Here is a 22,288-nt window from a genome sequence, read left to right on the forward strand (position 1 = left end):
GCGATGGAAGTCGAGGACCTCAGGCGGTCAACCCTCGTGGATGGTAGGAGGAGCTTTCGCCTTGACCTTCCGTGGACGGGCATATCGCCGCTCGAGCGGTGCGAAGGTCCGGATCCGTTCGGCTCGGAAGAGCAGGGAGGCCCTAACGCTCGATCGGTCGAGAGGCTATAGGATGGAGCACAGCGTTTTCAGGAAGGGGCGGATCCGGCGCTCCGGGAGGATGGGAAGGCCGGGCGGGAGGCCTTTGAGGTTCCGCGATAGAAAAGCGGGGGTATCCTCACGGGTTCTTCGGTTTGCCCTCGAGGGCGATCTGAACCGATTGGGCCCGGAGGATCAGGTTGGCACTCAGCATGCCTTCGCACGATCGGGGAACATAGATGACCGTGATCCGATCCCCCTCGTAGATCGTCGGCGTCGGGGAGGACAGGTTCGGCTCGACGATCACTACGATCCGACTGGGATCCACCAGGGAGAAAGGAATCCAGCGGGTCTCCCTCAGGGCCCGGGTGTAAGCCCGATACTGGACGTTGTTGGGATCGTTGCACTTCACGTCTGGATCGGCGCCCAGGGGCAACGGGCTGTTCGGGTTCAGGCAATAAGGGTTCACGGCCGCGTAAAGGGCGCCCTCATACAGGGCTTGATGCACCAGGCGATCGGTGCTGAGGGTATTGGGACCGCACGTGCCGGCCGTCGGCGTATAAGGTGCGGTGGGGCTCAGGGTTACCCCCTGATTCGAAGAAGGCTGGAGGCAGAATTTCTGAACCGCCGCTATTATGAGGATCCAGGGCCGGAGGCAATCCAGACGCTGCGCGCCTGGGAGGGCATGTTCACCGGCCCCTGGGACGGCGTGGGGGTCGTGCCGAAGCGGCCGCGGGCCGGAACACCCCATGCGATAGCGGAACCGTTCATCGGATCCGCAAGGCGGTCAGAAAGCGCAGGGCCATTCCAGCGGTGGAAATCAGCATGGCGATCGCCGCCCCTACCCCACCCCATCGGGGAATGAGCACCAGGTTCAAGACGAGATTCATAGTAGCCCCCAGCGCAAAGGTAAGCAACAAACGCCCGGATTGCCCCTGGCTGATCCACACGGTGGCCCCCAGACCGGAGAGGAACGCTGGAATCCACGACCAGGCCAGCCATCGTAGCATAGGGATCGCCGGAAGATAGCGCGCTCCGAATGGCAACCGGATTAGGGGATCGGCCAGGAGGGAAACCCCCAGGGCCATGCCCGCCGCGAGGACCAGATATCCCCCCAGGATGCGCCGGGCGCGATAGGCCGGCATCTCCTCCCGGGCCAGTCGGGGAAGCAGCGCCACGGTGGCCGCGCTGTTGACCAGCAACCCGGTCTCATAGAACCGATAGGCCAGGCTATAAAAGCCCGCCTCGGCAGATCCCCGCAGGCTGAGCAGCAGCAGGCTATCGGCGCGGGTATAAAGCGCCCCCAGAAGGCCGAAGGCCAGCATCCTCACCCCCTCCCCCACGGCTTCGGGCGTCCACATCCGCTCCCGCCGGGATCCGGGGGCCGTTCTCATTCGCCGGGCCGCCATCCAGAGCCCAAACCCATCCAGAGCCATCGCCACCGCGAAACCGATCCACAGAGCGGTCCAGCCCCATCGTGCCGCCATAGTCATCCCGGTGAGCCCCACCGTGCGGGTCAGGAACACCACCGTTGCCGCGCGATCCAGGCGGCCGGCCGCCGCGAGACGAGCGCCCTCCCAGGAGATCCCTAGCATCACCCAGAGAAGCGGCGTCACCAGGGGCAGCTCGCGTCGGATCGCCGGAGGCGCCACGGCCCCCCATGTGGCCAGCGCAGCGAGCCCCCACAGGCCACCGATCCATGCCCCGCGCAGAAACAGATAGGTTCTCGCCCGCGGACTGTCCTGTCGGACCAAATCCCGAACCATCAGCATCGAAAGGCCTGTGTCGCCGCTCTCATGGCCAAAGCGCAGCCAGCTCTGGAGAGCGCTGAAACGTCCGAAATCCGCCGGGCCCAACCAGTGGGCCAGCAGCAGCGTCTGGAAGAACCCCAGAACCCGGGACCAGAACAGCGCCATCCCCCAGAGGGCTGACTGAACGGCCAGCCGCTCCCACCAGCGGGCGTCGATATGCCCGCTGGGCTGGAGCCGCGCGATGGACTCGATGCGCGCCCGCAGGCTCATCATTCCAAATATCCGAAGGGATCGGCCTCAGGATACCATGAGCCTTGCGGCCCGGCGAGCCATGCCCGCGCGGCTGTTGCGTTCGAGCTGCCCTCCGTATACTGGAGGTCAGCCTGCCCATATCCCGAGCCGGAGGATTCCTACCTATGCGAGCCCATTTCCTTCCTCATCCCGCGGAAACCCCGTTGGAACTGCCCGCCGAGGGCTGGCGCCAAGTTTCCCTTCCCCACCAGTGGACCCTGGATGGCGTGGAGGCGGAGGTCGGCTGGTATCGGCTGGAGCTGCCGGGGGCGGCAGGGGCCCGTCGCTGGGCCCGCCTCTACGTCGATTACTTCGGTCACGCGTGGGCCGACGGTCAGTTCCTCGGCGCCCATGAGGGCTACTTCGAACCGTGGCTTCTGGAGCTTCCTCGGGAACCCCACACCCTCTGGATCCGGGCGGCGGCGCCGAAGGAGCCCTACGGAACGGTGTGGCCTCGCCAGAAGCACCAGATCAAGGGGATCTTCGGTCAGCATGACTGTCGCCCCGGCGGCACCACCGCCCGCGGTCAGGAGCGGGGGACCGGCGGGCTGTGGGGCGGCCTCACGATCTTCGAGACCGGGCCGGTGGCCCTGCTTCACCTCACCCATCAAGCGTTCCGACGACCCTCCGGCTGGCGGGTGCGGATCATGCTCACCATGGACGCCCTCGAGGCCCGCCGCGTGGAGATCGCGCTCACGCTCCACCCGGAGAACTTTGACGGCCCCTCCCATACAACGACCCGAACGGTAGAGCTGTCCGCGGGCCGACAAACCCTTTCGCTGATCTGGGATCTGCCGGAGCTCCCGCGCTGGGAGATCTGGGAACGAGGGTTCCCCCATCTTTTCCGTCTGGAATCGCTCATGGACGGCCAGCGCCTGACGGCTCCCATCGGCTTCCGAACCCTTGCCCAGGAGGATGGCTGGCTAATCCTGAACGGACGCCGCGTGTTCCTGCGGGGGACGAACATCATCCCCACCCAGTGGCTGGCCGCTTACACCCCGGAGGACGCCGACCGCGATGCCCGGCTGTTGAAAGAAGCTCACCTCAACGCGGTCCGGGTGCATGCTCATCTGACCCACCCGGCCTTTTATGAAGCGTGCGATCGGGAAGGGCTCCTGGTGTGGCAGGATTTCCCTCTCCAGTGGGGCTATGCGGAGGACGAAGCCTTGATCCGGGAGGCCATCCGCCAGGCGCGGGCGATGGTGGATCACTTTGGGGCCCATCCCTGCATCTACCTCTGGTGCGCCCACAACGAGCCCACCCACAACCGACACACCCTGGCCCCTCTGGTCGCCGCGGCGATCCGCGCTGCCGATCCCATCCGACCGGTTAAGGAAGCTTCGGACTTCCGGGAGCACCCGTACCCAGGCTGGTATTGGGGACACCTCCGGGACTTCCAGGCGCTGCCCGGCGCGCCGCTGCCCTCAGAGTTCGGGGCGCAGGCGCTGCCCCGGGCGGAGCTCCTTCGGCGCGTCCTCGGTCCCGACGCCTGGCCGCCGAAATGGGAGACATGGGTGTATCACAACTTCCAGCCGGAGCAGACCTTCCGGGTGGCCGGCGTGGAAAGGGGGGAGAGCCTGGAGGCCTTCGTGGAGAACAGCCAGCGCTACCAGGCCCGTCTGATCGAATTCGCCATCCATACCTACCGCCGGGCTAAAGGGCGGATCGTCGGCTACTTTCACTTTATGTTTGTCGAGCCATGGGAGGGGATCACCTGGGCGGTGCTGGACGTGGAGCGGGTCCCCAAGCGGGGCTATTTCGCCCTGCAGCAGGCTTCCAGCCCGGTGCTGGTCTCCATCGTCCCCTACGTGGAACGGGCCGGGGTAGGTCAACCGCCCTTCCGGGAGATCTGGGTCATCTCGGATCTGGATCGCCCGTTATCCCTCCGGGTCTCGCTCCGTCTGGAAGGGCCGGTGGCGCTCCCCCTGGGCGAGATGACCGTGGATCTGGCCCCTCAGGAGGCCCGCTGCATCTTCAACGTGATGGAACTGTTCGAAGCGCCGCTGGAGCAGCGGGAGGCGCTGGATACCGCCAGCGCGATCCTGCAGGAATTGCCGCCGGGCCGCTATCAGGTGATCGCCGAGGCCCGCGAAGGGGAACATCTCTGGTCGCGCCACACCGTAGAGATCGAATACCTGGAGCCGCTGGTAAAGCAAGAGGGCGGATTCTGGTGATATCCCGTCAGTCAGTGGGGCCGTTATCCACTACAATGAGCTGCCAGCCCCATGAGAGAGCCCCCTTGTAGAGCCCCGCCAGGCACTGCACGACCCGGTCGCAGGTGTTCTGGGTTAACCCGATGAGGCCCAGAAAAGGTTCGCCCATTGCCCTCGGTAAACATCAACGGTCCGAGCGGCCACGGTTTCCTGGCTATATAGGCGGGCCCGTTCCAGGCCCTTTGTTCGGTATTCTGCCCACAAATCGGGGAACCGTCGCAATCGCTCCAGACAGTCGGCTAGGGCTTGAGCATCCCCCTCTGGAAATATCAGCCCCGCCTCCCCCACCACCTCCGGGATCGCGCCGGAGTCGGAGCCCACAACGGGCACGCCGCAGGCCATGGCCTCCACCAGGATGCGCCCAAATTGCTCTTTCCAGACCCGCGTCGTTCGTGAGGGAAGCACAATCACATCCACCTGAGCCAGGATCTTCGGCATCTGCTCCGGCGCGAGAGGCGGGATCCAGCGCACCCGCTCACCGATCCCCAGATCCCGCGCCAGAGCCTGGAGCGCAGCGCGTTGAGGGCCCTCCCCGATGAGCCACAGCTCGACCCCCGATCCCAGAAGCGCCACGGCCTGGAGCAAGACGTCCAGACCCTTCTCCGGCACAAACCGCCCGGCATAAGCCACCCGAAAGGTGGTGGGATCGGTGCGGCGTTCCATGGGGCGGAAAATCCGTGTATCTACCCCAAGAGGGGGAATGACTTCGGCCGGCCCCTGGTATCCCATCCCCCGGAGCACCCGGACAGCCCCTTGGCTGGCGCAAAGGATGGCGTCGGCCTCCCGCAGAGCAATCCGGGCAACCAGCCGGACATACCACTTTTGGGGACGATGGATGTTTTGCCAGGTGTGCAGAATGAGCTTCGCCCGGGGAGCGAACCACCGGCGGGCCAGGATGATTTGCAGAGCCGCCAAGCTATCCGGCTCCTCTTCGGCATGGATGATATGGGGTTGAATCGCCCGCATGCCAAAGGTCAAGGTCCGGTAGAGCGCGCGGTGAGGGTCGTTCGCCCGGCCCCACATGGGCACCCGGAGGACCGAACAGCCTGGCACCACCGGATTCACAGTTATTTTCCCATACTCATCCTGCCAGACGGTGGGACGGACCAGCCAGAAAGCTAGGCCGGGCTGGGCGGCCATCAACTCCAGCTTACGCTCCATAGAAGAAGCGCGGTAGCGGGCAATATGGAGAACCCGGATCACGCTGGCCGACACGCCATGGCCTCCAGGGTTGCGAAAATATCATCCTGGGGATGAGTCGCTTTCTGCCAAGCCCACCCCAGCAGGCGAACGCCCCGCCAGAGCATCAGCGCCAGTGTCCAGGGGCGGGCGCTGCCATCGGCCAGGGCGCGCGCAAGAGAGCGAGTAGCCTGCTGGATCCACCTGGGCAACGGTGGAAGCGGGGAAACTTTCCAAACACGGATTGGAACAAGGCCTGCTTTCTCCAGCGCAAGCCGGAGGGAATCGGCCGTAAAAAGAACCAGGTGGGCTGGAGGGCGGTACGCCGTCCATGTCTCCGGTTCCCGCAGGGCCTGCCAGTGACCGGCATTCGGGGTGGAGAGCATCAGGAAACCTCCCGGCCGCAGGCGCTGGACCAGGCGCTGGAGTTGTGTAACCGGATCGGGAAGATGTTCCAGCACCTCCCACATCGTGATGGCATCCAACTCGACCGGCGGCAGCCCATCCACGGAAGTCGCAATGGGGATACTCAGTCTGTCCGATGTTTTTGCGGCCATCTCCTCCGAGATCTCCACGCCCATCACCTCCCACCCACCGGCCCGGGCCAGTTCCAGGAAATATCCATCGGCGCAGCCGATATCCAGCAAACGCCCCCGCTGAGGCAAGCGCTTTGACAAAACCCTCAGGCGCCGGCGAAAGTGAGGGGCCAGGGCTTTATGCATCGCCTCGTAATTCCGGTAACCCGTATCTTCGTCCCCTGCGAAATAGCCCGGGTTCTGGTACATGGCCCTGATTTGCTCGACCGGAGGCACCGGGGTGAGATAGATCGTCCCACAGCGACGGCAACGCACATATGAAAACTCCCGTCGACGGATCATCCAAGTGTTCCCTTCAGACCATTCACAGATGGGACAGGCGGCACGCTCATTCACAGGATCAACCTCCGAACCAGGCATGGGAAAGCCGACCACATCCGACGGAGCGGGCTGAACCCCAGGTCCCGTGCTTGATCCAGCAGGGCATCCAACATATGGAGGTGGATGAAGACCTCCCGTCGGGCCCGCCAGCGCTCCTCCTCCGACGCTGCGCGCATGGGAGCCAGGCGGCGGAAGCCCGGTGCGGAGACGATCTCAATCAACTTCTGCATCCGATGAAGATACGTGTGCTCGCGCAGCGTTCGCCGCTGGCCGGCCCGGGCGATGGCTTCCCGCTCCTCGTCATGGGTCAGGTAGTAAGCGATTTTTCTCAACAGGTCCTCGTCGTCCTGATACACCACGATCTCCCGCCCGATCTCGAACAATTCATCCAATCCATTGGCGATGGCATCGGTCAGAACCAGCGCCCCGCATGCGGTCCCCTCAAAGATGCGCATGGTCACATCGCCCGCGATGCTGCAGTTGAAGACGATGCGGGACTGGCTGTAAATGCGCCCTACCTCCTCCGGCACATAGGTCCGATCGAAGTCATTGGTGTGGAACCGTTCAGCGATCCGTTTGAGCCTCCGGGCGCGGGCGGTCCTGCGATGGGCCCGGGCAATGTTGCCCACAAAGCCCACCTCATAGATGCGAGGAAGCTGATGATCGTAATGGACGTCGGGGGCGGCTGCCAGCGGCAGCCAGTAGACCTGATCGTGACCCATGGCGCGTCGGAAGCGCTCCAGGTAATCCTTCTGAGCGATGAAGACTGCATCGAAGAAGCGGGCAGCCTGTTCCCGCCAGCGCCCTAAATGGACATCGATCAGGTAGCAAGCGGTGGGGATGGGCAAGCGCTCGATCCCAGGTGGGAAGTAGCGGCCAGCTGGATCGATCCATAGGTAAAGGTCGGGTTTCTGAGGGAGGGCGGCCATGAGCTCATCCACAGGGACCGTGGTGTCATAGCCGGCGCGCTGGGCGCCGGGAAGGCCCACATAGATGACCTCATGGCCCAGGGCCTGGAGGGCCCGCTCCATATGGTAGCCGGCAGCGGTGGGAAACCAGCGGTAGCCCAGGGCGACGCGCATCGCTCTATATCGATCCCCCTTCTCCGCGTAATGCCGCCTGAAAGACCACGCCCAGAAAGCGACTGGCATCCAGGATTTCCAGGACCACCAGCCGCCCCTCCGCCGTCCGGTGCGCGATGAGGGCATCCCCATATCCCGCATGATCCTTGATGTCTTGCAACATCCACACCGCTCCCTCCTCATGGGATAGTAATGACCACCAGGTCCTCGCCCTCCTGCCGGTAAATCATTCGCAACACGGGTCCTTCTGTAACATGTTTCTGAGCAATGTATCGGTTTCCCGGCTGGGGTCTCACCCGATCCGGTTTCATCAGAACCCCAATGACCTGTTGTTCGGCCACGAGGAAGCCATGCCGCCCCAGAACCTCGAACTTGTAACGGGTTGGTCGGATGTAGCGGACGGCCATCGCTTGGCTCCCAGGCCCCACCACCGACGGCTCATCGCTCCGTGAGCATCCGGCCCAGAATCTTTCGCACCTGTTCCCGATCCTTGGTGGCAAAGTACCAGTCAATGGTGCGCTTCAACCCTTCCCGGAAAGGCACCTGGGGTTCCCAGCCCAGGAGCTTCTTGGCCAAAGAGTTATCGGCCACCCGGTTCAGGGGACCTACAGGCATATCGGTCCGGAAAACGATTTCCGCCTTATGCCCCGTGTATTCCAGGATCATCTTCACCGCATCGATCACCCGGATCCGTTCCATCGTCCCCAGGTTGATCGCTGTGGCGTCGTCAATTTTCTCCGCCGCCAGGATCGTCCCCCGCACGATATCGTCAATGTAAGTCCAGTTGCGAACCTGGGTGCCATCTCCCCAGACCTCAATCGGGTTCTGGCCGATGAACGCCTTGGCAATCAGCGCGATAATGGCGTGGTTTTCCACCCCGCGAGGCCCATAAACCGTAAAATAGCGACAGGAGACAGACTTCAGCCCGTATTCCCGATGGTAGGCCTTCAGGGTCAGCTCCGCCATGAGCTTGGCCCACCCATACATGTTGTCCGCATCGTAGGGCGGCTTCACCAGATCCTCAGTGAGGTAGATCTCCTGATGAGGATCGCCCTGCAAGTAATTGGGGTAGACGCAGCCCGAAGAGGCGAAGACGACCTTCTCTACCCCCGCTTTCAGGGCCTCCCAGAAAATCAAACCATCCAAGAAGAGGTTGGAAGCGGGCCCGGCCTGATGCAGATCCACATAGCCGCGCCCGCCGTGATCGGCGGCCAGGTGGAACACGATCTCGATATCCCGCATGGCCATCCGGGCGACCCCGGGCTCCCGAAGATCAGCCTGGATAAATTCCACCGTTCCCCGGGCGAGATGGTGCTGGATGTTCTCCAGTTTACCGCTGGAGAGGTCATCCACAATGCGCACCCTGGCTCCACGTTCCACCAGGGCGTCGGTGAGATGGGAGCCGATAAAAGAAGCCCCGCCCGTGATTAAAACCCTGCGATTCACCCAGAAAGTCATTTCCTGCCTCCCCTTATGTGCGAAATCAGCGCTTACGCGGTGAAGCTTTCACCAGGAAGTACAGGATGTTCCCCTCTTCTCAGGGCACTGTGGACCCTGGAGAAGGAGACCGGCCATGTCATTCCCGGCTTATATGTAATATGCGCCAATAGAAAGCCTCCAACTCCTCCACCCGGCGCTCCCAGTTCAGATCGGTCTCAGCGGCCCGACGCGCATTGCGCCCGAGCTCTTCTCGCAACGTCGCATCGTTCAACAAAAGCCGGAGAGCTTCCGCAAATTGATCGCTATCCGTAGCCAGGAGACCCGCTTGATATTTCCGGATCAGATCCGCCACATCGCCAACCGGGCTTGCCACGGTAGGGCGGCCAGCCGCCATGTAATACATCACTTTGCCCGGCAAACGCCCCCGGTTCGCAGCTCGATCGGTCAGGGGCAGGCACATCACATCCGCACATGCCAGATACCAGCTCAGCTCTTCATCGGGGACGAAGTCAGTCTGCCAGAGGCGATCTGCGATGCCGAAAGATTGGGCCTGATGGAAAACCCGCGGGTTTTTGGGGCCGATGACCATAAACCACACATCGGGCAACTGACAGATCGCCGGCATCACGATCTCCAGATCTCCCTGCCCCATGCCCAAAAAGCCGATGATCTTGCGATCCAGGGGGACGCCCAAACGCTGGCGGGCCTCATGGACGGGGATGCAGCGGATCAGGTCGGTGGCTGCGCCATTCGGGATGTGGACCACACGGTCCGGCTGGACACCCACATCCAGCGCCCGCTGCCGGAGGACCGTGCTGATCGTCACCACCCCATCGGCCCACAATTTGGACCGCACTTCCCACCATTCCTCGAACCTGCCAATAGCAGGCACACGGCGTTTGGGGACGTCGTTGATGCCTCCCGGTCCACCCCACCAATCCGCCCAGTCGGCCACCAGCCTCGCGCCCCGCAACCGTCCGACGAAACCGGGGAAGGAGGCGTTGGGCTTGTGGTCAAACATATGGATGATCTCGTAACGATGAGCCAGGGCATGCAGGCACCGGAGCAGATTATCCAGCGGCCCATACCCTTCCCCGCTGTAGCTCTGGCCCAGGTTGGGCATCTCAGCTACCCGGACGCCGCTGGCGACGGACCAGGTGGGTTTCCAGCGATGCTGCCGGGAGACCGTCATCAGGGTGACCTGGTGCCCACGACGGGCTAGGCCCCTCGCCAGATTCCAGGCCCGCTCGTAAGTGCCCAGGTAGCGATAGTTATGGTTGAGGAAAAGCAGGCGCATTCGCTTGCCCATGGCAATCGATGGTGCGGTTCAAACCCGTCTCAATCATCAAGATCAGTGACACGACCACAAGAGCCTCTGAAATCAGGTATTTGGCCTGAGCCAGTTGTGTGCCCATTAGAAGCGACGGAATAAAATCGGGCGCCCAAGCCATCAGGAGCCCCAGGGCACCGAGGATCAGGGCGAGGTCTCTCCCAGCATCGGATGTTCTGTCTCTTGAGGCAGCATATGCACACAAGATGCTGGCTGCGATGGGCAATAGCCATACTGTATTCATAACCCAAGTCAGCGGCGCAGACAAAAGAATCAGCACCAAGGCGTTTTGCCAATACATCCCTTCCCCAAGGATTTCCAGCCTCGAAGGAAGGCGACGGCAGATTTGCCACCTCCATATTCCAGTAAAGAAACCCAGGAAGATCAGCGCGGAGAGAACAGAAAGGTGGAGCTCCAACCCTATCCTCCGCAGGGCGGCACCCAGCCCACGAGCAAGACTTGCGTTGGAGATCGCGCGAAGGGATTCAACCCGATACACCACTCCATCTTTTTGGGTATATCCCTCCGGAAGCCAAGCACGTCGGGCCTGTATGACCTCGGCAGGCAATTTCATCGCTTCCGTCCCACCTTCCCCAAATCGGGCAATTCTGGGCAATTCTTTCTGTAGATACTCCAGGGAGAGATAAGGGCTCATGATCAACGAAAGCAGCGCTATGCCTGATAAGCCAAGAGCGTAACCTCCAGCGACTGCCCACCTCCTCCGCACCAGCAGGAATGGGACGATGTAAACGCAATGCAATTTGATCAGAGTGGCCATTCCCCAAAGGAATCCTGCGACTACATCAGCATGAGAGCTGTTCCTTGTAACCATTAACCCGATAGCCAGTGTAACCATGAGCAATGTAAGACCATCAATTTGCCCTCGTTCGAGAAGAGCGAGCAAAGGATGAAATGTGATCGAAAAAGCGACCAGAATCAGCATGGATTCTAGATCAATTTCGAAATTTATCGTTTTCACTGTAATGAACAAGGAGCATCCAATAGATATCAGATTTAGGAGCATCCAAAGGTACTTCGCCACGGCGTAAGGGAGCAAAGCGATGGGCTGAAACAGGGCTGCAGCAAGAGGCGGATACAAGAATCGGCTGTGCTGGAAAACATCCACGCCGTCCCAGATCGGAGGATCACGGGTTATATAGTTCACATAAGGCGAGAGTCCGTTGTTGAGAGCTTCACCGGCGGTGTAGAAAGCCGCGAAGTCCATTTGCAAACTTTCCTCTCCGAACCGGCGAAGGAAATATGCCATGCGGATTATTCCAAGCAACGCCCATCCGGCGAGGAGCAGTCTGAGAAATAACCTTCGCGACGGAATACGGGGCCCATGCTTCATGATCATGCTTTCCTCATCAGCTTCCACACATACCTCGCTCGCCCCCATGCTCCCCGGGGTTGCAGGGCAAAGGACAGCGCATAGAAGGCCAGAAAGGTCCATGCGGTTTTAATCAGAAGCCGCGCCAGCAGCCCCAGACGGTCCACCGGGGCAAACTGCAGGAGAAAAGCATAGCCGGCCAGAACCGTTACACCGGCCAGCAAGGGCATCCCCAGCACGGAGCCAGGGTTCACCGATACTTCCTGGCGGATGTATCGGTAGGCCCATCCGATGCCCACCAGCAGCGCCAGCCCTACGGCTGCACAGGTGCCCAGGGCGCCCCAGCGCATGGTCAGGGGGATTCCGGCAATCCCCAACACCCCTACCTGGCTCCAAAGCAGGGTTGCCGCACGGACAGGCCGCCCCATCGCGTTCAACAACACCCCTGCGTTCTCCAGATGGGGCCGCACTACAAAAAAGGCGATGAGGATTTGCAGAAAGAGCACGCTGGGCCGCCACCGCTCCCCGTAGAGCAAGACAACGATCTCCGGCGCGGCGATGAAGACGGCGATCGCCGACGGGATCGCGATCATCCCGATGGCCCAGGTCACCATTGTCACGGTCTTCTCCAGCCGGGGCCGGTCGTCCTGCAGACGAGCGTAGGTGTAAAAGGCCGGCCGCGCCAGCACGGCGTTGAACAACAACCCCGGCCACTGGGCCATCCGGTAGGCCCGGTCATAGTAGCCCAGGGCCGTCACCCCGGCGAAGGTGCCGATCAGGAAATTGTCCAGCTGGGCGAAGAGCATCCCGGCCATCTGCCCCAGGCCGGTGGCCGTTCCGAACCGCAGGAAATGAGCCGCCAGATCGAAACGGAACCGCCATGGATCCCGCCACAGCGTGGATCCATGACGCCAGAGAACCCACCACAGGCCGAGCCCGAGGAAGCTGTAAACGGTGGTCTGCGCCACCAAGCTCCATACCCCACCTCCATGCATCGCCAGCCAGAAGGCGGGAATATAAGAGATCGGGAAGATCAGGCTCTGGTAAAGGCTGGTCAGCTCGAAGCGCAGGTGCTTTTCTAATAATGTGCCCGCAATGCTGGCGATCCCCTCCAGGCAGGCAGCGACCGAGAGCACCAGGGCGGCCCGCAACATCGATTCGTCATATCCCAGAAGGCGCAACCCGGGAAAGGCAAGCCCCATCAGGATCACGCCGCTGAGGGCGGCGATCCCTTCCAAAGCCACATAGGTTCCAACAGATGCCCCCGTGGTCTCTTTATACTGCCCGAACGCATAGCCCAACCCCAGCTTGGTCTGAAGCCGCAGCAGCTGGGCAAAGAACATCGCCAGGGCGAAAGTCCCAAAGGCTTCTGGGGACAGCATCCGTGTGAGGAGGATGTTAGCGACAAAGCCAACGGCCAGGGTCCAGTAGGCGCTCAGCGCCACCCAGATCCCTCCCCAGACCGCCCGATAGGCCAGGGGGGGTTCCTTCACGGGATGCTCCACGGACGTTCCTTCCGCTGCCGGAAATGGAGTTTCGATCGTGAGATCCGCGGCCGGTCCCCGTTCCCGGCCGGAGCCTTCTATGGCCTATTATGCGAACCCATGCGGCGAATTCAAGAGGAGCATACATCCCCAGCGGGCGGCAGGGTGAGGATCGGGGGGATCCAGGAGGGAAACAGTTTCCTGTGCGGGCGGGCGCGCCGGGAGTATGCCCACCCGCACAGGAAGTTCGGGAGTCCCCAGGCAGGCTCTGCCCGTTATCGCTGAGGCTGGGGCTGGAGATGGGGAAGGATTTGACGGAGCAAGCGCTCTCGGGGCTGATAGCCGATGATGCGGGCCACCTCTTGGCCGTTCTTAAACAGGATGAGGGTCGGAATGCCCATCACCCCATATTGCATGGCCAGCTCCGGGTGATCGTCCACGTTCAGCTTGCCGACCTTGAGAACCTGAGCGTATTCCCGGGCGATCTGGGCCACGATGGGCTCCAGGGCCTTGCACGGCCCGCACCACTCCGCCCAGAAATCTACCAGGACCGGCTTCTCGGATTTCAAAACTTCCTGCTCGAAATTCTGCGCGGTGATCACGATCTCATGCTCACTCATCGAGGATGCCTCCTGGGAGGAAGATGATGGCTCTTGAAGGGAAGAACCGTTTTGAGTCTATGCGCGGGAGGAGAGGTCGTCAAAAATTCGGGTTCGCGTTTATGATGCCGATTGAAATCGGCCTCGGAAGGCGCTCCGCGCCCCGCTCGGCCTCCGCCGACCGCAGGCCGGCCACCGGCCGAAGGCCTCTCCGGTACTTGTTTATGCTCATCTCCGGCGCCTCGGGCAGCGAGGCCCCGCGCTCCCTGGCCAACCTCGGGAGTTTGCCTGCCTCATACTCCGGATGGGGGCCGCCCTCCTCAACACCTACGCCGTGCTCCAGAACAAAGGGCCCCGGGTGCAGGCGTAGCCCCTGGGCGATGGCCCCAGAAAAGACGGCGGGGAGGGCAGCCGTTGCCCTCCCCGCGATTGGGCTTCCCGAACCGGACATCCCTTATCAGCCAGCGGGGGAGATCCGCGAGGAGACAGGCTCGCCGAAATGGAGGACGCTGATGCGGGCAGCGACCTGCTGGGCGATGGCCCGCAGGGCCTGGGCGGCCGGGCTGTCGGGCGCGGCGATGACAATGGGCCGGCCCTTCTCGCCCCCCTCCACCACCCGCGGGTCCAGGGGCACACTCCCCAGGAAGGGCACCCCCATCCGCTCCGCCAACCGTCGCCCACCATCTTTCCCGAAGATCTCTGTTACGTTCCCGCAGTGGGGGCACACAAACCCGCTCATGTTCTCCACCACCCCCAGCACGGGCACCTCCAGCCGCTCAAACATCCGCACCGCCCGCCCCACATCGCTCAAGGCCACCCCCTGGGGCGTGGTCACCACCACCGCCCCGGTCACCGGTGCCAGCTGGGCCAGGGAGATGGCCGCATCCCCCGTCCCCGGCGGCAAGTCCACCACCAGGTAATCCAGCAGCCCCCAGTCCACATCGGTCAGGAACTGCCGCACCGCGCTGTGCAGCATCGGCCCCCGCCAGATCACCGGCTGATCTGGCGGCAGCAGGAACCCCAACGACATCACCCGCACCCCATAGGCCACCGCCGGGAGGATTTTGTTGTCCCTCGGCGCCGGGATGCGGCTCACCCCCAGCATCTCCGGGATATTCGGCCCGTAGACATCGGCGTCCATCAATCCCACCACCGCTCCCATCCCCGCCAGGGCCACCGCCAGATTGGCCGCTACCGTGCTCTTGCCCACCCCGCCTTTACCGCTGCCCACCGCCACGATGTTCTTGATGGATAATCCCTCGATCGTCTGCAAACGGGCATGGGCAGGCACCTGGGCGGACAGCCGCAGGTCCACCGCCCGCACCCCGGGCAGGGCCTGCAGAGCAGCGCGGATATCCGCTTCGATGCGCTCGGTGAGGGGGCAGGCTGGAGTAGTGAGCACCACGGTCAGGGAGACCCGATCCCCCTCCACCTGAACATCCCGCACCATTCCCAGGGAGACAATGTCCCGCCCCAGCTCTGGATCGATCACCCGGCGCAGCGCCTGCATGATCTGTTCAACAGTTGGCATCCGAGCCTCCTCCCTTGCCGGACCGGACCTATGAGCGGACTGCCGACTTCTCCCCCTTCTTCGCCTTTTCCGCCTCTTTCTCCGCCAGCTCCCGGGCCCAATCCGAAGGGTGGATCTGCGCATGGTAGGTGTCCGGCTTCAGCAGACGCGGCAGGTCGAAGAGCAAGGATTCATAGCGTTCGTAGGCGGAGAGCTCGTAGTCGTGGTCCATCTTGATGGCGTCAAAGGGGCAGAACTCTGCGCAGAAGCCACAGGACATGCAAATCGTGGCATCGATGTAAAAGGCCTCGGGCTCCGGCTTCGGGCGGCCCGTTTGGGGGTCCGTGCCCCGCACGATCCAGATGCACTGGGGCGGGCAGACCTTGGCGCAGATCCCGCAGGAGGTGCACTTGATCTTGTTCTCCTGGGTGTCATAGACCAGGAAGGGGATGTAGCGGAAGTTCTCAGGCAGCGGCAGCTTCTCCTTCGGATACTGCACCGTAAACACGCCGCGGGCTCGCGGGCCCTGGCGGGCCGGGAGATGTTGAGGCTGATAGCGCCCGCCCTCGAACAGGTAGCGGACATCCTCGATGTAAGAGTAGATGAAATGCTTCAGCGTGACGCCGAGGCCCTTAAGAATTCCAAGACCGTAGATCATCGCCGATCGCCTCCCGCTCCCAGGCTAACGGTCGACCTCGCCTAGCACGATGTCGATGCTGCCCAAGATGACCACCACGTCGGCCACCTTGTGGCCCTTGCACATCTCGTTCAGGGCCGTCAGGTTGATGAAGGACGGCGCCCGGATGTGGTAGCGGTAGGGGTTGGGACTGCCGTCGCTGACGATGTAGAAGCCCAGCTCCCCCTTCGGGTTCTCCACCCGCCCATAGGCCTGTCCGGCAGGCACGCGGATCATGTATTGCTTCTTGCCCGCCTGGATCTCCCCCTTCGGGATCTGATCCAACGCCTGGCGGAGGATGCGCAGGGACTGCCACATTTCATCGATGCGGATCAGATAGCGATCATAAACGTCCCCGTTGTAGCGGACCGCCACATCGAAATCGAAGCGATCGTAGATGCTGTAAGGCTCCGCCCGGCGCACATCGTAGGGGATGCCCGAGGCGCGCAGCACCGGCCCCGCCGTGCTGTAAGCCACCGCGAGGTCCGGCGGAAGCACCCCCACCCCCTGACAGCGCGCCTTGATCAGCTCGTTGTGGGTGAGGTAACGATCCAGCTCCTCAATGGCCCGGGGGAGACGGTTGTAGACCAGCTCCTTTGCCCGGGCGATCCAGTCATCGGAGACATCGTGGGCCACGCCGCCGAAGCGCATGTAATTGCACATCATCCGGGAGCCCGAAGCCTCCTCGAAGAGATCCAGGATCAGCTCTCGCTCCTCGATGGCATAGAGGGCCGGGGTGAAGAAGGCGCCCAGGTCGTTGAGGAGGAAACCGATGGCCCACAAGTGGTTCACAATTCGGGTGAACTCGGCCATGATCACCCGCAGATACTCCGCCCGCTCCGGCGGCTTGATCCCCAGGAGCTTCTCCACCGCGATGGCATATCCCAGGTTATTGCTCATCGAGCAGATGTAATCAAGGCGGTCGGTGTAGGGCATGTTTTGGAGATACATATTGCGCTCGCCGATCTTCTCGTGGTTGCGGTGGAGGTAACCCATGACCGGCTCCAGGCGCACGATGGTCTCGCCATCCAGGGTGACCACCATGCGGAAGACCCCATGGGTGCTGGGATGCTGGGGGCCCATATTCACCACCAGCCGCTCAGTGCGCAGGCTCTTCGGCTCCACCCGCTCTCCCGTATCGGCCCGGGCGAACTGTCCCATGCCGATGTAAAGCAGCTCGTCCGAGGCGTCTTCCGCCTGGTCCGGATCCCAGTCCAGGGGATACTGCACGTTATCGTGCCAGAAGACCCGATCCTCCGCCCGGATGTGATGGCCCGAGGGCCAGCGGCTGCTGAAGGGTTTGTGCTCCTCCTCGTAATAAGGCTCCTTCCAGTCCTTTCGTAAGGGATGCCCGTAAAAACCCTCCCATAACAGGATCCGCTTGAGGTTCGGGTGGCCCGCGAAACGGATCCCCATGAGATCCCACGCTTCCCGCTCCTGGAAGTCCGCACCCGGCCACACCGAGACCAGCGAGGGGACCGTAGCCACATCCCGGGGGGTGCGGGCTTTGAAGACCAGCGGGCCGCCTCCCTCCAGGCGATAGGCGTGGTAGACGACCTCGAAATAGCCTGCCTGGATGTAATCAACGGCCGTCACGCTAGACAGATAGCGATAACCCAGCTCGTCCCGGATGAAGCGGGCCGCTTCCACCAAGACGTCATTGGCGATCACTACGCCCTCATATTCGGCGGGCTGAACCGCATCGCCGAATTTCTCCTTCAGCACAGCGAGATCGCCTTTCAATTCCGCCAGCGGCGCCGCTTTGGTTTTGGTCGGCGTGGTCATCCCTTCCCTCCTCCTGGAAAAACGCTGGCTCAGGCAGAACCTGCGCCCTCGGGATTATGGAAAAAGGGGCGGAAGGTCCTCCCAGCCCCCACTCATTCACCCCCAGAGAGGGTTACGAGGCGGCCTCCGCGGATGCCTTCTGTTGGGCCCGTAATTCCGCCAGACGGGCCCGGATCTCCGGCAGGCGACGCGGATCGATGAGGTCTGGCCCCAGAATGGGCACCGGGATGGCCTCGGCCTCCCCTTTTTGATACCAGGGAACCTCCCGCACGGACTGGCGTTCGATCTTGGCGTAGAGCTTGAGGAGGCCGTGCAAGAGGGCCTCCGGCCGCGGCGGGCAGCCCGGCACGTAGACATCCACGGGGATGAACTTGTCAATGCCGGAGACCACGTTATACCCCTCCTTAAAGGGACCGCCACCCGTAGCGCATGCCCCCATCGAGATCACATATTTGGGCTCCGGCATCTGGTTGTAGAGGCGAACGATCTGGGGAACCATCTTCTTGGTGACCGTCCCGGAGACAATCATGAGGTCCGCCTGACGGGGGCTGGGGCGCATCAGCTCCGAGCCGAACCGGGCGATATCGAAACGGCTGGCCGCCGCGCAGATCATCTCGATGGCGCAACAGGCCAAGCCGAACATCATCGGCCAGACCGAGCGCTTGCGCCCCCAGTTGTAAAGATAGCTCACGAACCGATCGATGGTGGTGACGAAGACATTGTTGCGGAGCTCGGAAGGAACCGGCATGGTGTTCAGATCGCGTAGCTCATCCATGGGCGAGCACCTCCTCCAGCCATTCCCGCTGGATTTCCTCCAGCCGCAGAGGATCTTTCAGGCGCGGATCGTCCGCGAACTCTGGCAGGGCCACTACCCACTGATGCAACGTCTCCCAATCCACAGAAAGGGGATCTACCTCGGGATGGGCGGCCCGCAGGGCCAGGGCAATCGGATAGGCGTCTTCCCAGTAAAGCGGCATCATGTGAATCTTAGCACAATGTGGGAGGATTTGGCGAATTCTTGGCATCCCCATCGGAACCCCCGAGGGGGCATCCTAGCGATGAGGGGGATCCCTTTCCGCGCGCTCCCGGCGGCCTACGGGCTGCTCGCGAATCGGATGGAGGCCATTGGGCCTGAGAGAGGCCGGAGGTCCCTTGAAAAAGCCCCAGGCGAGAAGCCCTGGCACAACACCGGAAGCGCTCCCTACTGGCTCGGGACCTGGCCGAAGGCGGTTGTGTCGATTTGGGCCCGCTGGAGCCGGCCGCTGTAATCCACATAGACAGCCTTCCACTCCGTGAAGAACTCGATGGCCGTCAGCCCAGCTTCCCGATGGCCATTGCCCGTGCCCCGGGTGCCGCCGAAGGGGAATTGGATCTCCGCCCCCGTGGTGCCGTGGTTGATGTAGACGATGCCCGTGGTGATGTCCCGGATCGCCTGGAAGGCCTTATTGACATCCTGGGTGAAGAGGCTGCTGGAGAGGCCGTAGTTCACCGTGTTGTTGATGCGGATGGCTTCCTCCAGGCTCTCCGTCTCGATGATGGAGAGCACCGGGCCGAAGATCTCCTCCTGGGCGATCCGCATGTCAGGCCGAACCTGATCGAAGATCGTCGGCTCGTAGAAGAACCCTTTTCCGTTCACCTTCACCGGGTTGCCGCCGCATAGCAACCGGGCCCCTTCGGCCTTCCCGATCTCCACATAGGAGTGGACCTTCCGCACCGCCGCCTCGTTGATCAGCGGCCCCACGTCCGTGGTTGGCTCCAGGCCATTCCCCAGCCGCAACCCCTTCGCCCGCTCCACTAGCATCTCGGTGAATTTCTCCTTGATGGGCTTGTGGAGGATCAACCGGGAACAGGCCGTGCAGCGCTGTCCAGTGGTCCCGAAGGCCGCCCACAGGGTGGCCTCGAGGGCCAGCTCCAGGTTGGCATCCTCCATCACAATGATGGCGTTCTTGCCGCCCATCTCCAGGGACACCCGCTTGAGGTGTCGGGCCGCCCGGGCGTAGAGGTCCCGGCCGACCTCGGTGGAGCCGGTGAAGGAAACGGCTTTCACAATGGGATGCTCCACCAAGGCATTGCCCACCGTGGGGCCAGGGCCGATGACCAAGTTCAGGACACCCGGAGGAAGCCCTGCCTCCTCGAAGATCCGCACGAACGCCGCAGCGGTGGCGGGCGTGTCCGTGGCGGGTTTGAAGATCACGGTGTTGCCGGCGACCAGGGCGGGGAAGATCTTCCAGGAGGGGATGGCGATGGGGAAGTTCCAGGGGGTGATGCAGGCGACGACCCCGATCGGATCCCGGATGGCCATGCCGAACTTGTTCGGCAGCTCCACGGGGGCGGTATAACCCAGAAGCCGGCGGCCTTCCCCTCCAATGTAGAAGGCCATGTCGATGGCCTCCTGGACATCGCCCCGGGCCTCCGGGAGCACCTTCCCCATCTCCTGAGTCAGCAGCCGGGCGATCTCCTCCTTCCGCTCGACGAGCAATTGCCCCACGCGATAGAGGATCTCCGCCCGCTTGGGCGCGGGGACCTTCCGCCACTTCTCGAAGGCTGCCGCAGCCGCCTCCACGGCCGCCTCCACATCCCGCTCATCGGATTTCACCACCTCGGCGACCGGCTCCTCCGTAGCCGGGTTAATGTCCAGATAGCGAGCCTCCGAATGGGATTCCACCCATTTCCCATTAATATAGTTCCGGACCAACATGAGGGCCCCCTCGGCGCACATGGTTGCGTGGGGATTATAGGCCCGGCCGGAAGCCCGTGTCAACCGGTGCTGTACCGCTTATGGGTGCCCGAGACCGCCGTGGCCCCGGCTCGCCTTTTCTTGAAGATGGGCTTTTCCGACCTGCGCACGTAGGAGCGCATGCCCGTTATCGGGCAGACCAACAGCGAGCGCGCGGTCTCCTTCGGAGCCATCCAGCTCCGGCCCATATCTAAACCCTGTCTCTGATCGTTTCGGCGATCGCGTTGAGTTGGTGGAAGCGGTGTATCCGGAGACCTACCCGTTGCGGATGAAGCCGGAGACGCCGGGTCTCTACGAGATTGGGACCGGCCTCTACCGGCCAGACACAGGCGAACGACTCCGTCTTCCGGATGGACGAGATTCCCTGCTTCTGAGCAGGATCCGCATTCCAACAGCCTGCGGTGATCATCTCTTACAACCTGGGATCCATAACGAGGAACCGGGCTGGCTTTTCCCTTCTTCAGATATAATGTCCGTGAAAAGATTCGCATGAGGGTGCAGCCATGTTCACTCACGTGCGTGTCCCGGAAGATGGGAAGAAGATCGAGGTACGGAACGGTCAGCTGGTGGTCCCGGATCACCCGATCATCGGCTACATCGTGGGCGATGGGACGGGGCGGGACATCATGCCGGCGGCGATGAAGGTCTGGAACGCCGCCGTGCAAAAGGTTTATGGGGGGCAGCGGAAGATCGCATGGGTCCGCCTCTATGCCGGCGAGGATGCCGAGGAGCTGTATGGGGAACGCCTCCCCGAGGAAACCCTGCGCGCGATCCAGGAGTTTGTCGTGGCCATCAAAGGTCCTCTCACCACCCCGGTGGGCTACGGCTGGCGGAGTGTCAACGTGCAGCTCCGCCAGAAACTGGATCTCTACGCATGTGTGCGCCCGGTCAAGTGGTATCCGGGGGTCCCCTCTCCCCTGAAGGAACCTCATAAGGTCAACATGGTGGTGTTCCGCGAGAACACAGAAGACGTTTACGCCGGGATCGAATGGGAAGCCGGCTCTCCGGAGGCTAAGCGAGTGGCCGCCTATCTGAAGCGGACCTTCCGGATCACCCTCCCGCCCAACACCGGCATTGGGGTCAAACCCATCAGCGAGGGGGCCACCAAGCGGTTGGTGCGCAAGGCCATCCGCTACGCCCTGGAGAACGGCCGGCGCAGCGTCACTCTGGTCGGCAAAGGCAACATCATGAAATACACGGAGGGCGCCTTCATCCGCTGGGGTTACGAGGTAGCCAAGGAAGAGTTCGGCGACATGACCATCACCGAAGCCGAGATCGCCGAAGGCAAGCCCGCTGATGGAAAGATCATCATTAAGGATCGTATCGCCGATGCCATGTTCCAGCAGGTCTTGCTCCGACCCGAGGAATACGACGTGATCGCCACCCCCAACCTCAACGGCGATTATCTCTCCGAGGCTCTGGCGGCCATGGTAGGTGGGGTGGGTATCGCCCCCGGCGCCAACATCGGGGATGCCCTGGCCGTCTTCGAGGCCACCCACGGCTCCGCGCCCAAATATGCGGGGCTGGACAAAGTGAACCCGGGCTCGCTGCTGCTCTCCGGGGTGATGATGTTCCGCTACATCGGATGGAACGAAGCGGCCGACGCCATCGAGGCAGCCTTCACCCGGACCATCCAGCAGAAAATCGTCACTTATGACCTGGCCCGCTTGATGGAAGGCGCCCGCCAGGTCCGCACCAGCGAGTTCGCCGACGCTGTCGTGGCCAATCTCTGACGCCATATCCGTGAGGGCCGGGGGGCCCAGCCGCCCTCCGGCCTTTTGCTCGATGAGGGCTGGGAAGCGCATCGCTTTCCCAATCCCGCAGGA

20 protein-coding genes and 2 pseudogenes are annotated in these 22,288 nt (G+C 62.6%); 2 read left to right on the forward strand and 20 right to left on the reverse strand.

Annotation, left to right across the window (positions count from 1 at the left end):
• Positions 1 to 277 precede the first annotated feature (277 nt).
• Together ACFMO3_RS01460 and ACFMO3_RS01465 are read right to left on the reverse strand one after the other, a co-directional pair.
• Positions 278 to 889, reverse strand: coding sequence for a hypothetical protein (locus tag ACFMO3_RS01460; RefSeq protein ID WP_376788653.1), 612 nt, complete (start codon positions 887 to 889; stop codon positions 278 to 280).
• Between the two features lie 16 nt (positions 890 to 905).
• Positions 906 to 2,162: a polysaccharide biosynthesis C-terminal domain-containing protein gene (locus tag ACFMO3_RS01465; RefSeq protein WP_376788654.1), complete on the reverse strand. Its 1,257-nt coding sequence runs from the start codon at positions 2,160 to 2,162 to the stop codon at positions 906 to 908.
• A 143-nt stretch (positions 2,163 to 2,305) separates the two neighbouring features.
• On the opposite strand from ACFMO3_RS01465, the gene ACFMO3_RS01470 reads away from it, so the two are divergent.
• Positions 2,306 to 4,354 carry a glycoside hydrolase family 2 TIM barrel-domain containing protein gene (locus ACFMO3_RS01470; RefSeq protein ID WP_376788655.1) on the forward strand — a complete coding sequence of 683 codons (2,049 nt, stop codon included), beginning with the start codon at positions 2,306 to 2,308 and terminating at the stop codon, positions 4,352 to 4,354.
• 7 nt (positions 4,355 to 4,361) lie between these two features.
• On the opposite strand, the gene ACFMO3_RS01475 is transcribed toward ACFMO3_RS01470, so the two are convergent.
• The 18 genes and pseudogenes from ACFMO3_RS01475 to ACFMO3_RS01560 all read right to left on the reverse strand — a co-directional run bounded on the left by ACFMO3_RS01475 (position 4,362) and on the right by ACFMO3_RS01560 (position 20,423).
• Positions 4,362 to 4,502, reverse strand: a complete 141-nt coding sequence (locus ACFMO3_RS01475) for a hypothetical protein (RefSeq protein WP_376788656.1) — start codon at positions 4,500 to 4,502, stop codon at positions 4,362 to 4,364.
• Positions 4,469 to 5,608, reverse strand: coding sequence for a glycosyltransferase (locus tag ACFMO3_RS01480; protein WP_376788657.1), 1,140 nt, complete (start codon positions 5,606 to 5,608; stop codon positions 4,469 to 4,471). Before ACFMO3_RS01480 ends, ACFMO3_RS01475 begins: the two co-directional genes overlap by 34 nt.
• Positions 5,593 to 6,450 (reverse strand): class I SAM-dependent methyltransferase, encoded by an 858-nt coding sequence (locus ACFMO3_RS01485; protein ID WP_376788658.1) that lies wholly within the window; start codon positions 6,448 to 6,450, stop codon positions 5,593 to 5,595. The genes ACFMO3_RS01480 and ACFMO3_RS01485 overlap by 16 nt, the downstream gene beginning before the upstream one ends.
• Before the next feature lie 50 nt (positions 6,451 to 6,500).
• Positions 6,501 to 7,571, reverse strand: a complete 1,071-nt coding sequence (locus ACFMO3_RS01490; RefSeq protein WP_376788659.1) for a glycosyltransferase — start codon at positions 7,569 to 7,571, stop codon at positions 6,501 to 6,503.
• A gap of 4 nt (positions 7,572 to 7,575) precedes the next feature.
• Positions 7,576 to 7,740, reverse strand: coding sequence for a hypothetical protein (locus ACFMO3_RS01495; protein WP_376788660.1), 165 nt, complete (start codon positions 7,738 to 7,740; stop codon positions 7,576 to 7,578).
• 10 nt (positions 7,741 to 7,750) lie between these two features.
• Positions 7,751 to 7,978 (reverse strand): hypothetical protein, encoded by a 228-nt coding sequence (locus ACFMO3_RS01500; protein WP_376788661.1) that lies wholly within the window; start codon positions 7,976 to 7,978, stop codon positions 7,751 to 7,753.
• A 31-nt stretch (positions 7,979 to 8,009) separates the two neighbouring features.
• Positions 8,010 to 9,029 (reverse strand): NAD-dependent epimerase/dehydratase family protein, encoded by a 1,020-nt coding sequence (locus tag ACFMO3_RS01505; RefSeq protein WP_376788662.1) that lies wholly within the window; start codon positions 9,027 to 9,029, stop codon positions 8,010 to 8,012.
• A gap of 118 nt (positions 9,030 to 9,147) precedes the next feature.
• On the reverse strand, positions 9,148 to 10,308 hold the full coding sequence (locus ACFMO3_RS01510) for a glycosyltransferase family 4 protein (protein WP_376788663.1): 1,161 nt from the start codon (positions 10,306 to 10,308) through the stop codon (positions 9,148 to 9,150).
• A complete protein-coding gene (locus ACFMO3_RS01515) occupies positions 10,283 to 11,698 on the reverse strand; it encodes a glycosyltransferase family 87 protein (protein ID WP_376788664.1) in 1,416 nt (471 codons plus the stop codon). Before ACFMO3_RS01515 ends, ACFMO3_RS01510 begins: the two co-directional genes overlap by 26 nt.
• Complete coding sequence (locus tag ACFMO3_RS01520) at positions 11,695 to 13,164, reverse strand: oligosaccharide flippase family protein (RefSeq protein WP_376788665.1); 1,470 nt, start codon at positions 13,162 to 13,164, stop codon at positions 11,695 to 11,697. Before ACFMO3_RS01520 ends, ACFMO3_RS01515 begins: the two co-directional genes overlap by 4 nt.
• 266 nt (positions 13,165 to 13,430) lie before the next feature.
• Positions 13,431 to 13,778, reverse strand: a pseudogene (trxA, locus tag ACFMO3_RS01525) (thioredoxin); the annotation flags it as partial.
• 433 nt (positions 13,779 to 14,211) lie between these two features.
• Positions 14,212 to 15,285: an Mrp/NBP35 family ATP-binding protein gene (locus ACFMO3_RS01530; RefSeq protein WP_376788666.1), complete on the reverse strand. Its 1,074-nt coding sequence runs from the start codon at positions 15,283 to 15,285 to the stop codon at positions 14,212 to 14,214.
• Between the two features lie 28 nt (positions 15,286 to 15,313).
• Entirely contained in the window at positions 15,314 to 15,922 is a 609-nt protein-coding gene (locus ACFMO3_RS01535) for a 4Fe-4S binding protein (protein WP_376788667.1), read from the reverse strand.
• Between the two features lie 24 nt (positions 15,923 to 15,946).
• The gene (locus ACFMO3_RS01540; RefSeq protein ID WP_376788734.1) at positions 15,947 to 17,101 is read right to left on the reverse strand and encodes an NADH-quinone oxidoreductase subunit D; all 1,155 of its coding nucleotides are present in this window, start codon (positions 17,099 to 17,101) and stop codon (positions 15,947 to 15,949) included.
• Between the two features lie 174 nt (positions 17,102 to 17,275).
• A pseudogene (locus tag ACFMO3_RS01545) lies at positions 17,276 to 17,725 on the reverse strand (NADH-quinone oxidoreductase subunit C); the annotation flags it as partial.
• A gap of 112 nt (positions 17,726 to 17,837) precedes the next feature.
• Positions 17,838 to 18,500: an NADH-quinone oxidoreductase subunit B gene (locus ACFMO3_RS01550; RefSeq protein WP_376788668.1), complete on the reverse strand. Its 663-nt coding sequence runs from the start codon at positions 18,498 to 18,500 to the stop codon at positions 17,838 to 17,840.
• The gene (gene iscX / locus ACFMO3_RS01555) at positions 18,493 to 18,702 is read right to left on the reverse strand and encodes a Fe-S cluster assembly protein IscX (protein WP_376788669.1); all 210 of its coding nucleotides are present in this window, start codon (positions 18,700 to 18,702) and stop codon (positions 18,493 to 18,495) included. The genes ACFMO3_RS01550 and iscX overlap by 8 nt, the downstream gene beginning before the upstream one ends.
• A gap of 224 nt (positions 18,703 to 18,926) precedes the next feature.
• Positions 18,927 to 20,423 carry an aldehyde dehydrogenase family protein gene (locus ACFMO3_RS01560; protein ID WP_376788670.1) on the reverse strand — a complete coding sequence of 499 codons (1,497 nt, stop codon included), beginning with the start codon at positions 20,421 to 20,423 and terminating at the stop codon, positions 18,927 to 18,929.
• A 542-nt stretch (positions 20,424 to 20,965) separates the two neighbouring features.
• Between ACFMO3_RS01560 and icd the strand changes: the two genes are divergently transcribed.
• Positions 20,966 to 22,195: an isocitrate dehydrogenase (NADP(+)) gene (icd, locus tag ACFMO3_RS01565; RefSeq protein ID WP_376788671.1), complete on the forward strand. Its 1,230-nt coding sequence runs from the start codon at positions 20,966 to 20,968 to the stop codon at positions 22,193 to 22,195.
• Positions 22,196 to 22,288: the final 93 nt, after the last annotated feature.

The organism is Thermoflexus sp., from assembly GCF_042408815.1.
Lineage (GTDB): Bacteria > Chloroflexota > Anaerolineae > Thermoflexales > Thermoflexaceae > Thermoflexus.

What these genes read in the sequence shown, in the direction of transcription:
- ACFMO3_RS01460 (WP_376788653.1), bottom strand. Translation starts at nt 889, where the DNA reads ATGGGGTGTTCCGGCCCGCGGCCGCTTCGGCACGACCCCCACGCCGTC.
- ACFMO3_RS01465 (WP_376788654.1), bottom strand. Translation starts at nt 2,162, where the DNA reads ATGATGAGCCTGCGGGCGCGCATCGAGTCCATCGCGCGGCTCCAGCCC.
- ACFMO3_RS01470 (WP_376788655.1), top strand. Translation starts at nt 2,306, where the DNA reads ATGCGAGCCCATTTCCTTCCTCATCCCGCGGAAACCCCGTTGGAACTG.
- ACFMO3_RS01475 (WP_376788656.1), bottom strand. Translation starts at nt 4,502, where the DNA reads ATGGGCGAACCTTTTCTGGGCCTCATCGGGTTAACCCAGAACACCTGC.
- ACFMO3_RS01485 (WP_376788658.1), bottom strand. Translation starts at nt 6,450, where the DNA reads ATGATCCGTCGACGGGAGTTTTCATATGTGCGTTGCCGTCGCTGTGGG.
- ACFMO3_RS01490 (WP_376788659.1), bottom strand. Translation starts at nt 7,571, where the DNA reads ATGCGCGTCGCCCTGGGCTACCGCTGGTTTCCCACCGCTGCCGGCTAC.
- ACFMO3_RS01500 (WP_376788661.1), bottom strand. Translation starts at nt 7,978, where the DNA reads ATGGCCGTCCGCTACATCCGACCAACCCGTTACAAGTTCGAGGTTCTG.
- ACFMO3_RS01505 (WP_376788662.1), bottom strand. Translation starts at nt 9,029, where the DNA reads ATGACTTTCTGGGTGAATCGCAGGGTTTTAATCACGGGCGGGGCTTCT.
- ACFMO3_RS01510 (WP_376788663.1), bottom strand. Translation starts at nt 10,308, where the DNA reads ATGCGCCTGCTTTTCCTCAACCATAACTATCGCTACCTGGGCACTTAC.
- ACFMO3_RS01515 (WP_376788664.1), bottom strand. Translation starts at nt 11,698, where the DNA reads ATGATCATGAAGCATGGGCCCCGTATTCCGTCGCGAAGGTTATTTCTC.
- ACFMO3_RS01530 (WP_376788666.1), bottom strand. Translation starts at nt 15,285, where the DNA reads ATGCCAACTGTTGAACAGATCATGCAGGCGCTGCGCCGGGTGATCGAT.
- ACFMO3_RS01535 (WP_376788667.1), bottom strand. Translation starts at nt 15,922, where the DNA reads ATGATCTACGGTCTTGGAATTCTTAAGGGCCTCGGCGTCACGCTGAAG.
- ACFMO3_RS01540 (WP_376788734.1), bottom strand. Translation starts at nt 17,101, where the DNA reads ATGGGACAGTTCGCCCGGGCCGATACGGGAGAGCGGGTGGAGCCGAAG.
- ACFMO3_RS01550 (WP_376788668.1), bottom strand. Translation starts at nt 18,500, where the DNA reads ATGGATGAGCTACGCGATCTGAACACCATGCCGGTTCCTTCCGAGCTC.
- iscX (WP_376788669.1), bottom strand. Translation starts at nt 18,702, where the DNA reads ATGCCGCTTTACTGGGAAGACGCCTATCCGATTGCCCTGGCCCTGCGG.
- ACFMO3_RS01560 (WP_376788670.1), bottom strand. Translation starts at nt 20,423, where the DNA reads ATGTTGGTCCGGAACTATATTAATGGGAAATGGGTGGAATCCCATTCG.
- icd (WP_376788671.1), top strand. Translation starts at nt 20,966, where the DNA reads ATGTTCACTCACGTGCGTGTCCCGGAAGATGGGAAGAAGATCGAGGTA.